Below are 16,308 nucleotides of genomic sequence, written 5' to 3' on the forward strand. Positions count from 1 at the left end.
AGTAGCCCATACTCATGCACGCACCGCCCCGCGGGCTCACCCTCGGGGCATGACCACAGTTGAGACAACCTCCTCCACCGCCGGTTTCACCCGGAGCGCGATGATCGCCTGCGCCGCGATCTCACCGCTCACCGTCGCCGTGTCGCTCCTGCTCGGCCCGTTCGACGCCACGGCCGAGGGCGAGCCGTACATCCGCGCCATCGTCGCCGACCTCGGCGCGTACGCGCTCTGGAGCTGGGTCGCCGCCCTCGGCGCCGTCACCCTCATCCCCGCGATCTTCGCGGTGAGCAAGGTGGCCCGGTCGGGGCGGCCCGTGCTGGGGCTGGTGGGCATGATCCTCGCCTTCGCCATGGCCCTGCCCTTCGGCCTGACCTCCGACGACACCATCTACGCGGCCGCCAAGGCCGGGCTCGACGTGCCCACCACGAACCGGCTCGTCACGGAGCTGAGCGAGGGGATGCCGACGTCGGTCCTCGGGTTCACGTTCTTCCTGAGCCTGCTCGGGTTCGTGCTGCTGGGGGTCGCCGCACTCCGCAGCGCCGCGCCGAAGTGGGCGGCCATCGCCATGATCGTGGCGCCGTTCCTCATCCCGGTCGCCTGGATCGCCGGGCTCCCGGGCGCGGTGGGCGGCGTGGCCTGGCTCGTCTTCACCGCCGCCACCACGGGCATCGCCCTCGCCCTCCCCTCCCGCTGACCGCGCGGCCGGTCGGCGCGTACAGTGTCGCCCAAGCGCTTGCTCAACGTGATGGGAGGCATCGTGCGGCGGTTCAGGTTCGGGGCGGTGGTGCGGGAGGCCGGGTCGGGCGCGGCGTGGGCGGAGAAGGCGCGACGGCTCGAAGCGCAGGGGTACGACGTGCTCCTCGTGCCCGACCATCTCGTCGGCCCCAGGTTCGCCCCCATCGCCGCGCTGACGGCGGCCGCCTGCGCCACCACCCGGCTGCGGGTCGGCACGCTGGTGTTCGCCAACGACTTCCGGCATCCGGCCGTGCTGGCCAAGGAGGCGGCCACGCTCGACCTGCTGTCCGGCGGGCGGCTGGAGGTCGGGATCGGGACCGGGTGGATGGCGCGCGACTACGACGGGGCCGGGCTGACGCTGGAGCCGCCGGGGGTGCGGGTGGAGCGACTGCGGGAGGCCGTGGCCGTGCTCAAGGGGCTCTGGGGGGACGGGCCGTTCAGCTTCCAGGGCAAGCACTACCGCATCGACGGCCTCGACCAGCAGCCCAAGCCCGTATGGAGGCCGCACCCGCCGATCGCGCTCGGCGGTGGCGGGCCGCGCATGCTGCGGCTGGCGGCCGAAGAGGCGGACGTCGTGAACCTCGGGATGCGGGTCCGGCCGGACGGGAGCGGGCCCGACGACCGGGACGGCGGGCCGGCGGCGTTCCTGAGGAAGATCGAGATCGTGCGCGAGGCCGCGGGCGAGCGCTACGACGCGCTGGAGCTGGGGACGAGCGTGGTGCAGGTGGGCGAGCGAAAGACGGAGGAGTCATGGAGCGCGGCCGACAGCTCGTCGCTCGGCGAGACGCCGCAGGTCCTGCTCGGGACCCGCGCCGACATCATCGACAAGCTCCGCTATTGGCGGGATGAGCACGATATTTCGTATTTCGTGGTGCATCATGAGCGTGACCTGGACGCCTTCGCCTCCGTCGTCGAGGAGCTCGCCACCTGACGCCGGGCCGGAATCGGGCATACCGGATGATGGACTCCATGGAAGAGATGCTGCTGCTCCGGCACGGTGAGACCGAATGGAGCAAGGCGGGTCAGCACACCGGACGTACGGACCTGCCTTTGACGGAGCACGGCGAGGACCAGGCCAGGGCGTTGGCGCCGCTGGTCAAGGGGCAGTCGTTCGACCTGGTGCTGGTCTCCCCCGCCCAGCGCGCACGGCGTACGGCGGAGCTGGCCGGCCTGACCGATTACGAGGTGGACCCGGACCTGTGGGAGTGGGACTACGGCGGCTACGAGGGGATCACCACGCCGGAGATCCGCGAGAGCCACCCCGGCTGGTACCTGTGGCGGGACGGCGTGATCCCCGGCGACGCCGAGCACCCCGGGGAGAGCGCCGAGCAGGTCGCCGCCCGCGCCGACCGGGTGATCGAGCGGGCCAGGAACGCCGGGGGGCGGGTGGCGCTGGTGGCGCACGGGCACTTCCTGCGCGTGCTGGCCGCCCGCTGGCTGGGCCTCGGGCCCGAGGAGGGCAGGCTGCTGAAGCTGGACACGGGCACGTACTCGCGGCTCGGCTTCGAGCACGCCGAGCCCGTGCTCCTGACCTGGAACGCCCCGATCAGCTGACGGGTCACCCGACCTTCGAGCGCACGGCCGACTCGTGCAGGGCCCGGCTGACCAGCCAGCCGCGCAGCGACCCCAGCGCGGGGTCGTAGGAGAGCGGCTGCTCCCACAGGGCCGTGAACACGTTCTGGGTGATCTCCTCGGCGTGCGCCTGGCTGCCGGTGACCCTGACCGCGACCCCGTACACGTACGATCCGTGCTGGTCGTAGGCGTCGGCCAGCGCGTCGAGGTCACCGGCGGTCAGCCGCGTGCACAGCTCCATGTCGCTCATCAATCGCACCCCAACGTGGCGGCGGCGCTGATCATGTCGCGGGCGAGGGCGGAGTCGCCCTCGGCGGCGTACGGGAAGGAGTCGGGCGGCCGGCGGTTGGCCAGCAGCCGGCAGAAGTCCACCGCCCCGGCCGACAGCAGCACGGCGACGTGGTCGGAGGTGGGCGACAGCGGGATCGTCCAGGTGCCGCCGCCCGGCCCGGTCAGCACGACGGTGGCCGAGACGTCGCGGCGCGGCTCCCGCATCGCCCGCGGCAGCAGCGCCAGCCCGAACTCGGCGATCATGTGCACGTGCTCGGGACGCGGCGGCTCCTGGGAGCGGTCGGTGGCGGCCCTGATGTCGTCGGCGTGCGTCCACGTCTCGAACGTGCGCTGGATCAAAGCCTGGCGCAGCGGCGCGCGGGCCGGCCTGGCTCCCGCCAGCGCGACCTCGACGCCGAGCAGCACCTCGCTGCCGGCGGAGACCCGTTCGAGCAGGCTGCCGGCCTGCTCGCGCCAGCGCCGGTGCACGGGCAGGCCGCTCATGCCGCGCACACCCATGAACCGGGCCACGGTCGCGTCGTTGGCCGCCAGGTGCTCCATCAGCCCCCTGACCGTGCCGTGCCCGGCGATCGGGGCCTCCCACTGGGGCCCGCTCAGCTCGCCGAGCAGGTCGTCCATGAGCGCGACCTGCTCCGCGTACGGGACCACCACGGACGACACGCCCAGCACGGCCGGGCTGCGGCGGCGGCGCGCCTTGGACAGCACCGCCTCACGCAGCGTGGGCGGCGGCTCCGCCGCCGGGTCGGGATGGTCGAGCAGCGCGATGGCGGCGCGACAGTCGGGGCACGCGGCGACGTGCTCGTCGGGGCTCTGCCCGTTGGAGAGGTACGAGTCCGTCATGGCCACCTCCGCAGCCGACGCTAACCCGGCGGGACCTCCGGCGCCAGGCGGCAACCGGGGAACGGTGCCAGAAGCGTCTCACGCCAGGGGCCTTCCAGATAGTCGCGGGCCCGTTTGCTCCAGTCCAGAAGCCGGGAATCGGGCGCGACCTCGTCGTCGAGGCCCAGGGCGGCGTCGCGGGCGCGCTGAGTGGCCAGATGGTCGTCGAGGGAGACGGCCCAGACGGTGACGGCCTCGGTGTCGCAGAACAGCACCTCGTACAGCCCGACCAGGGTGTGGCCGTGCTCGGCGAGCAGCGGCGCCCGCTCGGTGCGCACGGCGTGCAGGTAGTCGAGCGCGGCCCCCGGGCGGACCCGGGCGCTCTCGAAGAGGTAGAGCTCGGCGGCGGGCGCCTCGGACAGCGGCGGGCAGCCGGGCACGGCGCCGAGGGGCCGGGAGAAGGCGGAGAAGCGCAGGTCGTCGATGTCGGACAGGAAGAGCCGCTCGTCGACGCCCTGGTAGATCTCCATCATCTGCCGCCAGCCGCCGTCCCACCCGCCGTGGCAGTCCCACAGCGTGACGGCCTTGAACTGCGGATGGCCGGTGATGCCGACGGCGTAGAAGGCGCCCACCAGGTCGATCTCACGGGACCTGATGGACATGCCGGAGGTGAGCGAGGGCGCGGCACGGCTCTCGTCCTCGCGCTTGTAGCGGGTCAGCCAGGTGAGGTACTCCAGGGGCCGCCTGGAGTTCATCGGCCGGAAGTCGACCTCCTCGATCAGGTGGATCGCGCGCCGCACCACGCCTCCTCTACCAAGCGGTTGCTTGGCACGAGGATAGCGATCAGGTCAGCGCTTGGGAAGGTTGCGGCCCCCGCCCCGTGAGCCACTCCAGGACCCTGCGGTGCCCGGAGGCGGCGTCCTCGAAGTGGCCCCAGTGCCAGTACCGCGGCTGGTCGCGGATGCCGGTCACCCAGGTCCGGTAAGAGACGGAGGCCCCCGTGGTGGCGGGCGCCACTCCATACGTACGGATCACGACCTTGCCGCCGGGTGCGAACAGCACATCGTCGGCGATCGGATACAGGGTCATCTGGTCGAGCATGACCCCGATCCTCGCGGCAACAGAAGGCCGGGCTGTTAAGCCTCCGGCGCGCCCCCGTTAAGCGGGCGCGCCGGAGGTTACAAAGCTGTTAAACGAGCAGGCCGTCGAACTCTCCGTCCTTAACCCCGAGCACCAGGGCCCGGATCTCGTCGCGGGTATAGATGAGGGCAGGGCCGTCGGGGAAACGCGAGTTGCGGACCGCGATCCCCCCGTCAGGAAGCTCGGCGAGCTCCACGCAGTTGCCCTGCGAGTTGCTGTAGCGGCTCTTGCGCCAGGCGACCTGCGTCAGGTTCGCCGCGGGCATGCCGTTGTAGGTCTGGTTCATCTACATCTTTCTGAGAAGACCGCCGATGAGCTCGACGGTGCCCCCTGGCGTGGTGCTCTCCACGCACAACTGCTCCATGGCCGTGAGGTACGGGTCGATGTCCTCGCGTTTGTCCAGGTACAGGGCACCCCATAGCTGCTCGACGTAGACAACGTCCGACAAGTCGGACTCGGGAAACCGCAAGATGCTGAACGCGCCCCCTTCAGCGGCGTGCTTGCCGAACCTGAAGGGCATCACCTGAATGGTGATGTTGGGAAGGGCAGCCACTTCCAGCAGATGCTGGAGCTGCTCCGCCATGACCTCCCGCCCGCCGATGGTCCTCTTGAGCGCTGCCTCGTCGATGACGGCCCACAGGCGGGGTCCGTCCTTCTGGGTGAAGCGCTCCTGACGCTGCATGCGCATATGCACGCGGCGCTCGATTTTGTCCGGACTCAGACCGGGGTTGCCAAGCTGGAATACCGATCGCGCATACGAGGCGGTCTGCAACAAACCGGGCACGAACTGCACCTCGTAGGTGCGGATCATCTCGGCGGCCTCCTCCAGGCCCACGTAGGTGGTGAACCACGAAGGCAGCTCGGCCGAGTACTTGTGCCACCACCCGGGGGTGTTGGCCTCGCGAACCATCTCCAGCAGGGCACGGCGCTCGGCATCGTCGACGACGCCGTACAGGGTGAGCAGGTCTTCCACGTCACGTGTCTTGAAACCGACCCGCCCGAGCTCCATCCGGCTGATCTTGGACTCGGACGCCCGGATGTGGAATCCGGCCTGTCCGCGGTCGAGCCCGCTGGCCTCACGCAGGCGCCTGAGACTCGCCCCCAGCATGATGCGCCGAACGGTCGAAGCAGAACCGGGCGGATCAATGGACACGTGCTGCTCCTTGTTCGTTTCCTTGCGACGCGGCGGGCCGCGTTCGGCGGTCCACCGCAAGTAGCGGAGTATGCACCTATGGTGGGCCGCACCCAGCGGATCGCCATAAGTAGCGGAGTCTGCACTTACGGTGAGCTGCGGTCGGCGGCCCACCGCATGTTGCGGGGTATGCACGTACAGTCTGTCACTTCACGGCCGAAAGATCATGGGCCGCGGACAAGATCCCCTTTCCCCCATATTGACCATTTGAGGGCAACGGTAGCGCGTGCACAGGTTGTCTGCACGTGCATTCGCTCTTGCACCTGCACGAGAGTTTGTCGCAGAATGATCACGTGCAATCCACCACGGCGCCCGGCCAGTGGACCACGTTCGATTGGTGGCCTCCGGTCGGCTGGTGGCCGGAGGCGGCCCGCGATCTGCTGGTCCCCGGCCCGTCCGCGAGCGCCACGTTCGTGCTCCCGCCCAGCCCCGCCTCGGTCCACTCGGCCCGCAGCTTCACCACCGGCACGTTGTCGGGATGGGGGCTCGCCGAGCTGACCGAGAACATGGAGCTGGTGGTCTCCGAGCTCGCCACCAACGCGCTGCGCCACGGCCTGCATCTGGACGAGCCCCACTGCCGGCGCCCCGTCCACATGTCCCTCGTCCGCCGGGGACCCCTCGTGACCGGCGCATTCACCGATCCAGGCTCCTCGGTGCCGGTGCTGCGATACCCTGGCCCCCTTGACACCGGCGGCCTCGGACTCCACATCGTCGAATCACTCAGCCTCCGCTGGGGCTGGTCCGCACTTGCACCTCACGGGAAGATCGTCTGGGCAGTCCTCTCCTGACCGGGGGTGATCTGCATTACCGTGGATGCTCATGGCTCACGGTGAGTCCCCGCGTGCGACCCCATGAGAGTTGCTCACAGATGGAAGATCACCTGCTCGGCTGGCTGCGAAAACTGAACGAAGACAGGCTGGGCCGCGTCCTGGCCAACAGGCCCGACGCCATCGCCGCTCCCTGGCCGCGGCGGCTCGACACCCTGGCCCAGCGGCTGAGCAACGGCTTCGCCGTGATGGAGACCCTGCGGGCCCTGCCGCTGCCCTGCCTGCAGCTCGCCGAGGCCGCCCTGGCCATGACCCGCCCCACGGCCGAGCGGCTGGCCGGCTTCGTGGACGCGCCGGTCGACGAGGTGACCCCCTGGCTGGAGCACCTGTACGACCACGCGCTGGCCTGGCCGGGCGAGGACGGCGTCATCCATCTCGCGGAGGGCGTCGCACGCTGGTGGTCCGCCCCGCTCAGCCTGGGCGAGCCGCTGGACCACTACCTCAACTCCTGGTCGATCGGCAACGACGCGCTGCACGCGCTGGCCCGCAACCTCGGCCTGTCCTCCCACGGCCACAAGCGCCGCGTCATCACCCGCGTCACCGAGGCGCTCGCCGACCGCGAACGCCTCGACGCGCTGCTGCGCGGCGCCCCCGACGGCACGATCCCGCTGCTCGACCGGGTCGCCTGGCAGGGGCCGGCGCTCAACGTCGACGGCGGCCGGTTCGTCACCCCCGGCACGCCGGAGAAGTGGTGCGCCGACCACGGCCTGCTCTTCCGCCCGAGCTGGCACGTCGCGGAGATCCCCCGCGAGGTGGCGATCTGCCTGCGCGGCCCCGGCTACCACCCGGCCTTCCGGCCCGAGGCGCCCGAGGTGGCCACGATCCCGGTCGACCCCGAGGAGGTCGACCACCTGATGACGCTGGCCGCGCCGCACGTGGTCGAGCGGTGCGCGGCCCTGCTCGACAACACCGCCAAGACGCCGCTGCCCCTGCTCAAGACCGGCGGCGTGGGCGTGCGCGAGGTGCGCAGGGTGGCCAAGGAGACCGGCTGCGACGAGGACGAGACGCGGCTGCTCCTGGAGGTCTGCGCGGTGGCCAGGCTGCTGGCCTGGGACGAGCAGTCGGGCGGCATGATCCCCACCGAGCGCTTCGACCGGTGGCGGCTCGACGAGGGCTCGGCGCGGCTGCGGGTGCTGCTGGCGGCCTGGTGGCGCATGGAGCGCTCGTCGCTGCGCAAGGTCGACGGCAAGTACGGCACCGTGCTCGGCGACGACCCCTCGGGCAGCGCGGTCGCCAGGATCCGCAGGGCCGTGCTGCCGGTCCTGTCCGGTCTGCCCGCGGGCACGGCGTTCGCCGACCGTGACAGCCTCGTGGCCAACGTCCACTGGCACGCGCCGCTGCTCGACCTGGAGCTGCTGCTGGCCTGCGCGCCCGCCGTGCTCGACGAGGCCACGCTGCTGGGCCTGCTGGCCAACAACGCGATCACCGACCTCGGCCGGGCGATGGCCGGGCTCATCGCCGGGCCGGGCGACGAGAACGACGACGCCGTGCCCATGGTCGAGCACGACCCCGTGCTGGCAGAGGCGGCCACCAGGGCGCTGGCCAGCGTGCGCAGGAGCGCGCTGTTCGGCCCCGACCTGACCGCGGTCGTGACCGGGCCGCCGTCGGCGGAGCTGGCGGCGCTGCTCGACCGGGCCGCCGACCGCGAGTCGCGGGGCGCGGCCTCGGTGTGGCGGTTCACGACGGAGAGCGTGCGCCGGGCGCTCGACCACGGCTACGACGCCGACGCCCTGCTCGACGAGCTGGCCGGGGTCGGCACGATCCCGCAGCCGCTCGAATACCTCGTACGCGACACCGCGCGCAGGCACGGCGAGGTCACCGTCACCACCGTCGGATGCGTCGTCCAGGCCGGCGACCCCGCGCTGCTGGCCGAGATCGCCGCGCACCGGCGGCTGGGCCGGCTGGGCCTGCGGCTGCTCGCGCCCACGGTGCTGGTGAGCGCCGCGCCGGCCGACCGCACGCTGGCCGCGCTGCGCGAGGTCGGCTACTCCCCCGTGCCCGTCGCCGACACCGGCCAGATCACCATCCACCGCGCCAGGCCCGAGGAGCCGCCGAACGGCAAGCTGATCCTGCTGCCGGGCGGCCAGGTGGCCGAGCTGTCGGAGTTCCCCGGCCTCGCGGAGCTGGAGGTGCCCTACATGCTCGCCGAGCCGACGCCCGACCCGTACGAGCATGCCCGCCGCCTGGTCACCGCCGGCCGGAACGCGGACGACAGGAACGGCCGCACGTGGGCGATCATCGGCAGGATGGCGACCAGGCTGCCGACGGCCCAGCAGTCGCTGCTCGGGTTCGTGGTCGACCGGGGCGTGCGCGCCGGCATCACGCTCACCGACGGGCTGACCGCCACGATCAGCCACGGCGAGCTCAAGGGCGGCGCGCTGGACGCGTGGTGCGAGGAGGCGGGCGACTACCTCGAGTTCCCCCTCGCCGAGATCGTCGAGGTCAGGGGAGCTCTTTAGCCTTCTTCAGGTTGGCCACCAGCCCTTCGAGGAAGGCCGCGTAGCCCTGGTAGCTGTAGGGCGCCTCGGCGTTCCACGGGTAGAGCTGGCCGGCCTTGACCGCGGGGAGCTTGGCGAAGGTGGGCTTCTTCATCATCTCCTCGGGCTTGAGCGACTGGGTGCGGGTGTCGTAGAGGATCACGTCGGCGTCGTACTCGTCGGCGTTCTCCCAGCTCAGCGTCTGGAAGAAGCCGCCCTCGTCCACCTTCGCGGGCTTGACGACGTCGAGGCCCGCGTCCATCAGGTGCACGATGTCCGGGTACTCCGGCGGGTTGACCACCCACATCGCGTCGGGGCCGCCGGACATCATGAGGATCTTGAGGTTCTTGAACTGCGCGAGCTCCTTGGTGGCGGCCTCCATGCGGGCCTTGGCCTCGGGCACGCCCTGCATGTCCGCGCCGAGGGACCTGGCCAGCTCCTCGTACTTGCCGATCACCTGGGTGGCGCTACGGCCGGTCAGCATGATGCCCGCGGTCGGGGCGACCTGCTCGATGGTGTCCTTCGACTTCTCGGGCACGTACCAGAGGGTGCCCTTGATGTACATGCTGCTGATCAGGAGGTCGGGCTGGAGGGCGATGTACTGCTCGACGTTGAACTCGTCCCACACGTTGCCCAGGCCCTGGACCTTGGTGATGTCGACGTTGCCGACCTGCGGGTCCCTGGAGCCGTCCTTGAGCTTGTGCGGGCCGAACACGGCGACGGGGCGCACGCCGAAGTCCCACAGGGCGGCGGCGGCGCCGACCTGGGCGACGATCCTGGACGGGGTCTTGGGCTGCTCGGCCTTCTTGCCGCGATCGTCGGTGAACGTCCAGCTCTGTGCGGTGGAGGACGAGGCGGTGGGAGCGGCTGACCCGCCGGGGGCCGCCGTCTCGCCACCGCACGCCGCCAGTGTCAGGGCTGCCGCGAGGCCCGCGGCGGACGCCAGAAAACCCCTGCGAGGCAGAACCGGTCCCGACATGTACATCTCCTAAGGTTAGGCTTGCCTGATTACTGGGCGTTTAGATTAGCCTTGCCTAAGTTTGACCGCTACGAGAGGGGGTCGGGTGCGCCCGGCTGAAGACACGGCCCCGCCGCGCTGTGGGGCCACCACCGGCCGCCCCGCTCCCGCCGCAAGGGCCTTCATGCTCGTCACCGGGCTCGTCGTGACGGTGGGCGTGCTGGCGCTCGTGGCGATGGCGAGTGTGGCGCTGGGGGCGCGGTCCGTGTCGTTCTCGACGGTGATCGACGCCTTCCTCGCCCCGAACGGCTCCAACGACCACACGGTCATCCGCGAGCTGCGCGTCCCGCGTACGCTGCTCGGCCTCGGCGTCGGCGCGACGCTCGGCCTGGCGGGGGCACTCATGCAGAGCCTGACCCGCAACCCGCTGGCGGACCCCGGCCTGCTGGGCATCAACGAGGGGGCCGCGCTCGGCGTGACGCTGGCGCTCGGCCTGTTCGGGCTGTCCGATCCGGCGGTCTACGTCTGGTTCGCGTTCGGCGGCGCCGCGCTGGCCTCCGCCGCCGTCTACGCCCTGGCCTCCGCGGGCCGCTCCGGCTCCAGCCCGGTACGCCTCGCGCTCGCCGGCGTGGCCTTCGGCATGGTCTGCACGGCGGTGGCCTCGGCCATCCTGCGCATGGACGCGCAGACGTTCGACCGGATGCGGTTCTGGCTGACCGGGTCGCTGGCCGGGCAGACGGCCGACACATTGGTGCGGCTGGCGCCGTTCATGGTGGCCGGGCTGGTGCTGGGGCTGCTGCTGGCCAGGCCGCTCAACCTGCTCGCCCTCGGCGACGACGCGGGCAGGGCGCTCGGCGTGGCCGTGAACCGTACGAGGATCCTCGCCGGGGTGGCCGTCACTCTGCTGTGCGGCGCGGCCACCGCCGCCGCGGGGCCGCTGTGGTTCGTGGGGCTCATCGTGCCGCACGCCGTGCGCGCGGTGGTGGGGCCCGACCAGCGGTGGGTCCTCCCCTACTCAGCACTGGCCGCGCCGGTGCTGCTGCTGGCGGCCGACGTGGTGGGCCGGGTCATCGCCCGGCCCGGAGAGGTGCAGGTGGGGATCGTGTGGGCGGTGATCGGCGCGCCGATCTTCATCATGCTGGCCCGGCGCAGGCGGGTGGCGGCGCTGTGACCGTCCGCGTCGGCCCCTGGTCCGTACGGCTCGCGCCCCGCGCCCTGCTCGTCGGCGCGATCCTCGTCGTGGTCGCCTGCGCGGTGACCGTGGCGGCCATCTCGACGGGTGAGTTCACGGTGCCCGTGCCCGACATCGTCTCCGCGCTCTTCGGCCAGGGCACGCCGGTCGCCGAGCTGATCGTCAACAAGCTGCGCGCCCCTCGCGTGGTGACCGGGCTGCTGGTCGGCGCGGCGTTCGGGGTGAGCGGCGCGATCTTCCAGAGCCTCACCAGGAACCCGCTGGGCAGCCCCGACTTCATCGGCTTCACCGCCGGCGCCTCGACGGGCGGCATCGTCGCCGTCGTGGCGGGCGGCTCGGCGATGGCGATCGCCGGTGGCGCGCTGGCCGGGTGCGTGCTCACGGCCGTGCTCGTGTACGCGCTGGCCTTCCGCGGCGGCGTGCAGGGCTACCGGCTGGTCCTGGTCGGCATCGGGGCGAACGCGCTGCTGCTGGCGGTCAACTCGTACCTGCTGACCAGGGCGAACATCAACGACGCGGCCACCGCGGGCGCCTGGCTGACCGGCAGCCTGAGCGGGCGCGGCTGGGATCACGCGATCCCTGTGGCGCTGGCGCTGGCCGTGCTGCTGCCGGTGTGCGCGTTCGTGGCGCGCCCGATGCGGATGATCGAGATGGGCGACGACGCCGCCAAGGCCATGGGGATCCGGGTGGAGGTCGTGCGCGCGGTGGCCATCACGGCCGGCGTGCTGCTGTCCGGGGTGGCCACGGCCGCCGCGGGGCCCGTCGTCTTCGTCGCGCTCGCCGCGCCGCAGCTCGCCCGGCGGCTCACGCGTTCGGCCGGGGTGACGATGGGGGCCTCGGCGCTCATGGGCGCCGTCCTGCTGACCGTCGCCGACCTGGCCGCCCAGCGCGTCCTCGCCCCCACCCAGCTGCCCGTCGGCGTGCTGACCGCCGCCATCGGCGGCACGTACCTCGCTCTGCTCCTGCGAAAGGACCGCCACTGATGGCCCGTTTGTCAGGCACCGATCTCACGCTCGCCTACGACCAGCGCGTCGTGGCGGCCGACCTGAGCGTGGCGATCCCCGACGAGTCCTTCACCGTGATCATCGGCCCGAACGCCTGCGGCAAGTCCACCCTGCTGCGCGCCCTGGCCCGGATGCTCAAGCCGAAGTCCGGCGCCGTCCACCTGGACGGGAGCGTGATCACGTCGCTGCCGTCGAAGGAGGTGGCGCGGCGGCTCGGCCTGCTCCCGCAGAGCTCGGTCGTGCCCGACGGGATCACCGTCGCCGACCTGGTGGCCCGCGGCCGCTACCCGCACCAGCGGCTCATGCGGCAGTGGTCGCGCGCCGACGAGGCGGCCGTGTCCGAGGCCATGCGCGCCACCGACGTGGCGGAGCTGGCCGACCGGATCGTGGACGAGCTGTCGGGCGGGCAGCGGCAGCGGGTGTGGCTGGCCATGGCGCTGGCCCAGGAGACGCCGATCCTGCTGCTGGACGAGCCGACCACGTTCCTGGACATCTCCCACCAGATCGAGGTGCTGGACCTCTGCGCCGACCTGCACGAGGCCGGGCGCACCATGGTGGCCGTCCTGCACGACCTGAACCAGGCCTGCCGGTACGCGACCCACCTGATCGTCATGCGGGCCGGCGAGATCGTCGCGGAGGGGGATCCGACGGAGATCGTCACGCCTGAGCTGGTGCACCGGGTGTTCGACCTGCGCTGCGAGATCATCGCGGACCCGCAGTCCGGCACCCCGCTCATCGTCCCCGAGTCCCGCCGCCGCATCTCCACCTCCGCCTGACCCGCCACCCCGCCGACGACCGGCCCGCGGGCTCGGCGGGCCGCGCGGTGGGGTCAGGGGGTGGTGGTGAGGGCGGTGGCGAGGGTGGTGACGGCCGTGGCCGCACGCGCGGGGCCGTAGGCGTCCTTCAGGGCCGCGGCCGCCTCCGCGCCCATCGCGGCCAGCAGCGTGTGGGACAGCGGGTCCGCGTCGCCGCCCGGGCGGCACTCAGCCAGCAGGATCGCGACGTGCCGGTGCCAGAAGCGGTAGGCCCCGATCCGGTAGCGGGCCCCCGGGCTGGCGGTCTCCGACATGCGGACCAGGTCCAGGTGGGCGAAGAGATAGTCGAGGTAGGCGGCCACGAAGGCGGCCAGCCGCTCGGACGCGGGAGCCCCGGGCCCGAGGGGCGGCGGGCCGGACAGGACGCGCTGCTGCAGGTCGCGTTCGCGCGCGTCCAGGAGCGCCACGGCGAGCCCCGACTTGTCACCGAAGCGCCGGAAGAGCGTGCCCTTGCCCACCCCGGCCTCCGCGGCGACGGCGTCCATCGAGACCGCCTCCACCCCCTTCTCCGCGAACAGCCGGGCCGCCGCGGCCAGCACCTTCTCCCGGTTGCGCGCCGCGTCCGCCCGCTCTTTCACCGGCTGGCCGACCAGAAGCTCCAGGGACTCCGACATGATTCGGACTCTAGTCCATTTTCAGTGCCCGCCGGCACAGCCAGAACGCGCCATTGGACGTGGAACGGACGGCCGTCCCGGGTGACCCTCAGCCGGACAGACACCACACGGGCCGACACACTGGGGGAATCTCATGGACCACGCCGTCGTCATCGGCGCGAGCATGGCAGGGCTGCTGACCGCGGCCGCGCTGCACCGCCGCTTCGCCACCGTCACCGTACTCGACCGCGACACGCTGCCCGCCGTGGACGTCCACCGGCGGGGCACCGCGCAGAGCCGGCACGCCCACGGCCTGCTCGCCAGGGGCCGCGAAACCATCGACGAACTGCTGCCCGGCATCACGGCCGAACTCGTCGCGCAGGGCGCCATGGAGGGCGACCTGCAGCGGCACTCGCGCCACTACCACGCCGGGCGGATGCTGGCCCGCGGCGACAGCGGCCTGATCGGGCTGCTCGTCAGCCGGCCGCTGCTCGAAGGCCAGGTACGCCGCCGGGTGAGCGCGCTCCCCGGCGTGCACGTGTCACCGGGCAAGGTCGTCACCGGCCTGCTCTCCCGGGACGGGCGCGTCACGGGGGTGCGCCTGGCCGACGGGGAGCCGATCCCGGCCGACCTGGTCGTGGACGCGGGCGGCCGGGCCTCGCGCACGCCGCTCTGGCTGGGCGAGCTGGGCTACCGGCCGCCCGAGGAGGAGCGGGTGGGCATCGACCTGCGCTACGGCACGCGCGAGTTCCGCCGCGGGCCCAGCGACTTCGGCGGAGATCTCGTCGTGGTGATCGCCCCCACGGTCGAGTCGCCGCGCGGCGGGGTCGCGCTGGCGATGGAGGACGACCGCTGGATCGTCACCATGGCCGGGTACGGGGAGGGCCCGGGGCTGGGCCTGACCGAGTTCGCCGAGTTCGCCGCCGGCCTGTGGGCGCCCGACCTGCACCGCCTGGTCAGCACGGCCGAGCCGATCGGCGAGCCGCGCACGTACCGGATCCCGGCCGGGATCAGGCGCCGCTACGAGCGGCTGGCCCGCTTCCCCGAGGGCCTGCTGGTCGTCGGGGACGCGGTCTGCGCGTTCAACCCGATCTACGGCCAGGGCATGACGGTCGCCGCGCTGGAGGCCAGGATGCTGCTCGACCCTGACCTGCGGCCGCTGCCGTTCTTCCGGCGGATCGCGAAGATCGTGGACGGCCCGTGGGAGATCACGGTCGGCGGCGACCTGGTGATGCCCGGTGTGGAGGGCGATCTGACGCCGAAGGTCCGCATGGTGAACGCGTACCTGGAGCGCTTCCACGCGGCCGCCGCACACGACCCCGAGCTGGCGCTGCGTTTCCTGCGGGTGTCGAACCTCTACGACCCGCCGCCGTCGCTGATGAGCCCGGGGACCCTGCTCAGAGTGCTCCGCAGCGGCGCACAACGAGCAGTGCCAGTGCCCGCGTGACCTCGCGCAGCTCCCTCAGCTCGACCTGTTCCCTGGGGGCGTGCGCGTACCGCACGTCCCCGGGGCCGTAGTGCAGGGTGGGGATCCCGCCGGCCGCGTACAGTCGCAGGTCGCTCCCGTACGGCGCCGCCGCCTCGGCGGGCCGCACGCCCGTGACGTCGGCGACCGCCCGGCCGACCTCGTCCAGCAGCGCGTGCCCGGCGGGCAGCCGGCCGCTGGCGAACTGGCCGCCGGGCCACGTCACCACCGGCGGGTTCGCGCGCAGCCAGGGATCGGCGACGTCGGCGACCGCCTCCTCGAACGCGGCCCGCGCCGCCGCCGGGTCCTCGTCCAGCCGCACCCCGAGCCGGCCCTCGGCCACCAGCAGGTCGGGCACGGTGCTGGCCCAGTCGCCCGCGCGCACGGTGCCGACCTCGATCGGGTACGGCGCTCCGTCGCCCCGGAAGAGGCCGGGCCGAGAAAGATCGGGCCGAGAGAGATCGGGAACGTCCCGGTTGCGCTCGGTCTCCAGCCGCCTGATCGCCTCGAACACCGGCCAGAACGCCTCGACCGCGCTGACCCCCTCGTGCCTCGTGGCCCCGTGGGCGGCCCGCCCGGCGATCTCCAGCCGGAACGTCAGCGCGCCCGCGTTGGCCGTGATGATCGCGCCGCTGGTGGGCTCGGTGATGACCGCGGCCTGCGCCGTGTGCCCCCGGGCGAGCGTGGCGAACGCGCCGAGCCCGCCGTCCTCCTCGCTGATCACGCAGTGCACCGCCAGCGGCCTGGCCAGCCTGACCCCGGCCTTCTTGATCGCCCGCGCGACGGCCAGGTTCGCGACCAGGCCCGCCTTCATGTCGCAGGCGCCCCTGCCGTGCAGCACGTCGCCGGTGATCCGGGCGGCGAACGGGTCGTGCCCTTCCCACTTGGCCAGGTCGCCGGTCGGGACGACGTCCACGTGGCCCTGGAGCGCGAGCGCCGGCGGCCCCTCGCCCTCGGTGACGGCCACGACGCCGTACCCCTCGCTCCTGGGCGCCTCGGTGCCGGGGAAGCCGGGACGGGCGGCCAGGCCAGCGAGGTCGAGTTTCCAGACGTCCACGTCCATGCCGGCCTCGGTGAGCAGGCGGGCGAAGCGGTGCTGCAGCTCCGACTCGGCGTCGGTGCCGGTCACGCTGGGGACGCCGACGGTCTCGGCCAGCAGGCTCACGGTCTCGACCTCGTCGATGGCGTTCAGGACGCCTGCCTCCACGTCGCGCATGGAGCACACCCT

Annotated in this window: 18 protein-coding genes; 9 read left to right on the top strand and 9 right to left on the bottom strand. The window is 72.4% G+C overall.

Annotated elements, in window-relative coordinates; translation table 11 throughout:
• Positions 1 to 49 precede the first annotated feature (49 nt).
• The 3 genes from ACIHFD_RS40285 (at position 50) to ACIHFD_RS40295 (ending at position 2,289) form a co-directional block, all read left to right on the top strand.
• A complete protein-coding gene (locus ACIHFD_RS40285) occupies positions 50 to 694 on the top strand; it encodes a hypothetical protein (protein WP_397371423.1) in 645 nt (214 codons plus the stop codon).
• Between the two features lie 63 nt (positions 695 to 757).
• A complete protein-coding gene (locus ACIHFD_RS40290; protein ID WP_397371424.1) occupies positions 758 to 1,666 on the top strand; it encodes a TIGR03621 family F420-dependent LLM class oxidoreductase in 909 nt (302 codons plus the stop codon).
• A gap of 38 nt (positions 1,667 to 1,704) precedes the next feature.
• Positions 1,705 to 2,289: a histidine phosphatase family protein gene (locus tag ACIHFD_RS40295; RefSeq protein WP_397371425.1), complete on the top strand. Its 585-nt coding sequence runs from the start codon at positions 1,705 to 1,707 to the stop codon at positions 2,287 to 2,289.
• A gap of 4 nt (positions 2,290 to 2,293) precedes the next feature.
• Here the strand turns inward: ACIHFD_RS40295 and ACIHFD_RS40300 are convergent, their stop codons facing one another.
• From ACIHFD_RS40300 to ACIHFD_RS40325, 6 genes are all read right to left on the bottom strand, one after another.
• Positions 2,294 to 2,557: a sigma factor gene (locus ACIHFD_RS40300; protein ID WP_350741576.1), complete on the bottom strand. Its 264-nt coding sequence runs from the start codon at positions 2,555 to 2,557 to the stop codon at positions 2,294 to 2,296.
• On the bottom strand, positions 2,557 to 3,438 hold the full coding sequence (locus ACIHFD_RS40305; RefSeq protein ID WP_350741574.1) for a maleylpyruvate isomerase family mycothiol-dependent enzyme: 882 nt from the start codon (positions 3,436 to 3,438) through the stop codon (positions 2,557 to 2,559). The genes ACIHFD_RS40300 and ACIHFD_RS40305 overlap by 1 nt, the downstream gene beginning before the upstream one ends.
• A gap of 20 nt (positions 3,439 to 3,458) precedes the next feature.
• A complete protein-coding gene (locus tag ACIHFD_RS40310) occupies positions 3,459 to 4,217 on the bottom strand; it encodes a hypothetical protein (protein WP_350741572.1) in 759 nt (252 codons plus the stop codon).
• A 43-nt stretch (positions 4,218 to 4,260) separates the two neighbouring features.
• Complete coding sequence (locus ACIHFD_RS40315; protein WP_350741570.1) at positions 4,261 to 4,518, bottom strand: hypothetical protein; 258 nt, start codon at positions 4,516 to 4,518, stop codon at positions 4,261 to 4,263.
• A gap of 88 nt (positions 4,519 to 4,606) precedes the next feature.
• The gene (locus ACIHFD_RS40320; RefSeq protein ID WP_185072716.1) at positions 4,607 to 4,843 is read right to left on the bottom strand and encodes a DUF397 domain-containing protein; all 237 of its coding nucleotides are present in this window, start codon (positions 4,841 to 4,843) and stop codon (positions 4,607 to 4,609) included.
• Positions 4,844 to 5,665, bottom strand: coding sequence for a helix-turn-helix transcriptional regulator (locus ACIHFD_RS40325; protein ID WP_350741585.1), 822 nt, complete (start codon positions 5,663 to 5,665; stop codon positions 4,844 to 4,846). It lies immediately after the preceding gene.
• A 377-nt stretch (positions 5,666 to 6,042) separates the two neighbouring features.
• Between ACIHFD_RS40325 and ACIHFD_RS40330 the strand changes: the two genes are divergently transcribed.
• The gene (locus tag ACIHFD_RS40330; RefSeq protein WP_350741568.1) at positions 6,043 to 6,537 is read left to right on the top strand and encodes an ATP-binding protein; all 495 of its coding nucleotides are present in this window, start codon (positions 6,043 to 6,045) and stop codon (positions 6,535 to 6,537) included.
• 80 nt (positions 6,538 to 6,617) lie between these two features.
• The gene (locus tag ACIHFD_RS40335; protein ID WP_397371426.1) at positions 6,618 to 9,035 is read left to right on the top strand and encodes a helicase-associated domain-containing protein; all 2,418 of its coding nucleotides are present in this window, start codon (positions 6,618 to 6,620) and stop codon (positions 9,033 to 9,035) included.
• Here the strand turns inward: ACIHFD_RS40335 and ACIHFD_RS40340 are convergent.
• Entirely contained in the window at positions 9,019 to 10,032 is a 1,014-nt protein-coding gene (locus ACIHFD_RS40340; RefSeq protein ID WP_397371427.1) for an ABC transporter substrate-binding protein, read from the bottom strand. The two genes, ACIHFD_RS40335 and ACIHFD_RS40340, sit on opposite strands and share 17 nt — an antisense overlap.
• Positions 10,033 to 10,195: 163 nt before the next feature.
• Here ACIHFD_RS40340 and ACIHFD_RS40345 point away from each other — a divergent pair, with 163 nt between their 5' ends.
• Genes ACIHFD_RS40345 through ACIHFD_RS40355 form a run of 3 tightly spaced genes read left to right on the top strand, consistent with a single transcriptional unit; the run spans position 10,196 to position 12,983 of the window.
• Positions 10,196 to 11,182, top strand: coding sequence for a FecCD family ABC transporter permease (locus tag ACIHFD_RS40345; RefSeq protein ID WP_397371428.1), 987 nt, complete (start codon positions 10,196 to 10,198; stop codon positions 11,180 to 11,182).
• Positions 11,179 to 12,186, top strand: a complete 1,008-nt coding sequence (locus ACIHFD_RS40350; RefSeq protein ID WP_397371429.1) for a FecCD family ABC transporter permease — start codon at positions 11,179 to 11,181, stop codon at positions 12,184 to 12,186. Before ACIHFD_RS40345 ends, ACIHFD_RS40350 begins: the two co-directional genes overlap by 4 nt.
• Complete coding sequence (locus tag ACIHFD_RS40355) at positions 12,186 to 12,983, top strand: ABC transporter ATP-binding protein (protein WP_397371430.1); 798 nt, start codon at positions 12,186 to 12,188, stop codon at positions 12,981 to 12,983. Before ACIHFD_RS40350 ends, ACIHFD_RS40355 begins: the two co-directional genes overlap by 1 nt.
• A gap of 53 nt (positions 12,984 to 13,036) precedes the next feature.
• Here ACIHFD_RS40355 and ACIHFD_RS40360 read toward each other — a convergent pair whose 3' ends face one another.
• Complete coding sequence (locus tag ACIHFD_RS40360) at positions 13,037 to 13,636, bottom strand: helix-turn-helix domain-containing protein (RefSeq protein WP_350741560.1); 600 nt, start codon at positions 13,634 to 13,636, stop codon at positions 13,037 to 13,039.
• Between the two features lie 133 nt (positions 13,637 to 13,769).
• Between ACIHFD_RS40360 and ACIHFD_RS40365 the strand changes: the two genes are divergently transcribed.
• Complete coding sequence (locus ACIHFD_RS40365) at positions 13,770 to 15,062, top strand: FAD-dependent oxidoreductase (protein ID WP_397371431.1); 1,293 nt, start codon at positions 13,770 to 13,772, stop codon at positions 15,060 to 15,062.
• Here the strand turns inward: ACIHFD_RS40365 and ACIHFD_RS40370 are convergent.
• Positions 15,013 to 16,296: an ArgE/DapE family deacylase gene (locus ACIHFD_RS40370; RefSeq protein ID WP_397371432.1), complete on the bottom strand. Its 1,284-nt coding sequence runs from the start codon at positions 16,294 to 16,296 to the stop codon at positions 15,013 to 15,015. The two genes, ACIHFD_RS40365 and ACIHFD_RS40370, sit on opposite strands and share 50 nt — an antisense overlap.
• Positions 16,297 to 16,308: the final 12 nt, after the last annotated feature.

This window comes from Nonomuraea sp. NPDC051941, from assembly GCF_044593615.1.

Excerpts from the sequence above, each read along its gene's own strand:
- ACIHFD_RS40340 (WP_397371427.1), bottom strand. The coding sequence starts at position 10,032 with ATGTCGGGACCGGTTCTGCCTCGCAGGGGTTTTCTGGCGTCCGCCGCG.
- ACIHFD_RS40285 (WP_397371423.1), top strand. The coding sequence starts at position 50 with ATGACCACAGTTGAGACAACCTCCTCCACCGCCGGTTTCACCCGGAGC.
- ACIHFD_RS40360 (WP_350741560.1), bottom strand. The coding sequence starts at position 13,636 with ATGTCGGAGTCCCTGGAGCTTCTGGTCGGCCAGCCGGTGAAAGAGCGG.
- ACIHFD_RS40295 (WP_397371425.1), top strand. The coding sequence starts at position 1,705 with ATGGAAGAGATGCTGCTGCTCCGGCACGGTGAGACCGAATGGAGCAAG.
- ACIHFD_RS40315 (WP_350741570.1), bottom strand. The coding sequence starts at position 4,518 with ATGCTCGACCAGATGACCCTGTATCCGATCGCCGACGATGTGCTGTTC.
- ACIHFD_RS40365 (WP_397371431.1), top strand. The coding sequence starts at position 13,770 with ATGGACCACGCCGTCGTCATCGGCGCGAGCATGGCAGGGCTGCTGACC.
- ACIHFD_RS40335 (WP_397371426.1), top strand. The coding sequence starts at position 6,618 with ATGGAAGATCACCTGCTCGGCTGGCTGCGAAAACTGAACGAAGACAGG.
- ACIHFD_RS40325 (WP_350741585.1), bottom strand. The coding sequence starts at position 5,665 with ATGCTGGGGGCGAGTCTCAGGCGCCTGCGTGAGGCCAGCGGGCTCGAC.
- ACIHFD_RS40345 (WP_397371428.1), top strand. The coding sequence starts at position 10,196 with ATGCTCGTCACCGGGCTCGTCGTGACGGTGGGCGTGCTGGCGCTCGTG.
- ACIHFD_RS40355 (WP_397371430.1), top strand. The coding sequence starts at position 12,186 with ATGGCCCGTTTGTCAGGCACCGATCTCACGCTCGCCTACGACCAGCGC.
- ACIHFD_RS40320 (WP_185072716.1), bottom strand. The coding sequence starts at position 4,843 with ATGAACCAGACCTACAACGGCATGCCCGCGGCGAACCTGACGCAGGTC.
- ACIHFD_RS40300 (WP_350741576.1), bottom strand. The coding sequence starts at position 2,557 with ATGAGCGACATGGAGCTGTGCACGCGGCTGACCGCCGGTGACCTCGAC.
- ACIHFD_RS40370 (WP_397371432.1), bottom strand. The coding sequence starts at position 16,296 with ATGCGCGACGTGGAGGCAGGCGTCCTGAACGCCATCGACGAGGTCGAG.
- ACIHFD_RS40305 (WP_350741574.1), bottom strand. The coding sequence starts at position 3,438 with ATGACGGACTCGTACCTCTCCAACGGGCAGAGCCCCGACGAGCACGTC.